Annotated in this window: 1 protein-coding gene; it reads left to right on the top strand. The window is 63.8% G+C overall.

The annotated features are described in order from the left end of the window. Nucleotides 1-1,501, top strand: a 1,501-nt coding sequence (locus NITLEN_RS06330) for an IPT/TIG domain-containing protein (protein ID WP_146216117.1), incomplete at both ends; no start/stop codon positions are given.

Genomic DNA, 1,501 nt, shown 5'->3' with positions numbered 1-1,501 from the left:
GTGCAGTTCAATAAGGTGACCTTTGCCGGGAAGCCGGCCTTGATTCAGCGGTGGGAGTCCGACCTGGTCGAGGTGAAGGTCCCGTTCAAGGCCACGACCGGGCCTGTCGAGATGCGGATCGGAAAGAAGACGCTCTCGGCTGGGACATTCACCGTGGTGACACCGCATATCGACGCCATCACGCCCACCGAGGCAGAGCGCGGCATGATGGTCACGATCACCGGGGCGCATTTCGGAGCCACGGCTGGGGCGCGCGATCCCAATACGATGTTTGGCGTCAACGATGTGGTCGTCGGTGGGGTCGTGGTGCGGCCGCGCCGATGGAAGGACGACACCATTGAGGTGCAGATTCCGACGAATGCGGCGTCCGGCGAGGTCGTCGTGCGGCTGGCCTCGTCCGATCCCTTACCCGACGGCTCCTGCTGCGCGCCGGTGGACTATGTGACGAGCAATGCCGTGCCCCTTGCGTTAGTGCCCAGCGTGCGCGTCGATCCGATGGCCGGGCCAGTGGGCACAAAGGTCGTCTTGTTCGGGCAGGATTTTGGGACCAAGGGAGCGGACGATGCCGTTCTGATCGGGGCCACCCCCACGACGATCGCCCAGTGGAACAACGATGTGATTGTGGCGCACGTGCCGCTCGATGCGGCCACCGGCCCCTTGGTCTTGAAACGGCAGGGCCGGGAGCGAGCGCTGGGCACCTTCACCGTGCAGGTGCCGACGGCTCACCCGGTGATGCCGGCCAGTGCCCCCATCGGCACGCTGCTCCGGATCACCGGCGAGCACTTTGGCGTGTATTCGGAGAGCGGCGCCACCCCCTTTAACTTTGCCGATTTCAACAAGGGCGAGAATCGCGTCGAGATCGGCGGCGTGCCGGCGGTCATTTATCGCTGGATCGACGAGCGCATCGATGTGTGGGTGCCCTATAGCGTCAAGAGCGGGCCGGTGAAGATCTATCGGAGCGGCACCCGGCCCAATCCGGATGGAACCTGCTGTGCCGCGCGGGGTGAAACCGTGACTGACGCCGGGGTCTTTACGCTCGTGACGCCGGTCATCGACTCGTATGAACCGAAGTCCGCCGGGTTGGATGATCTCGTGACGATCAAGGGCAAGGGGTTCGGTACGTTCCTGAAGACGGCGGAACATACCGGGTTGGAATTGAGTCAGAAGGCTTATAAGCGGCGGCTGGATGTGGAGATCAATGAGCCGGAGTCGTCCGGCAGCACGGTCATCTCCAACGTGTCGCGGACGGAAGTGCTCTTCAACGGTGCGGCGGCCTTGGTGCAATCCTGGACGGATACCGAGATCGTGGTGAAAGTGCCGCATCGCAACTTGTACGGGATTGGGCGGCGCGGCGCGTTCTTCGATGACCTCTCGACTGGGCCGCTGGTGGTTCGGCGGGGCTCGTGGGATGTGTTGCCGGACGGGACCTGTTGCGCCACGAAGCAATGGCTGACCATTGAGGCCGGCCCATTTACGATCGAGGCCAAGGGCCTCCCGGACG

The organism is Nitrospira lenta, assembly GCF_900403705.1.
Classification (GTDB): domain Bacteria; phylum Nitrospirota; class Nitrospiria; order Nitrospirales; family Nitrospiraceae; genus Nitrospira_D; species Nitrospira_D lenta.
This window is presented reverse-complemented; position numbering and strand designations above follow the sequence as displayed.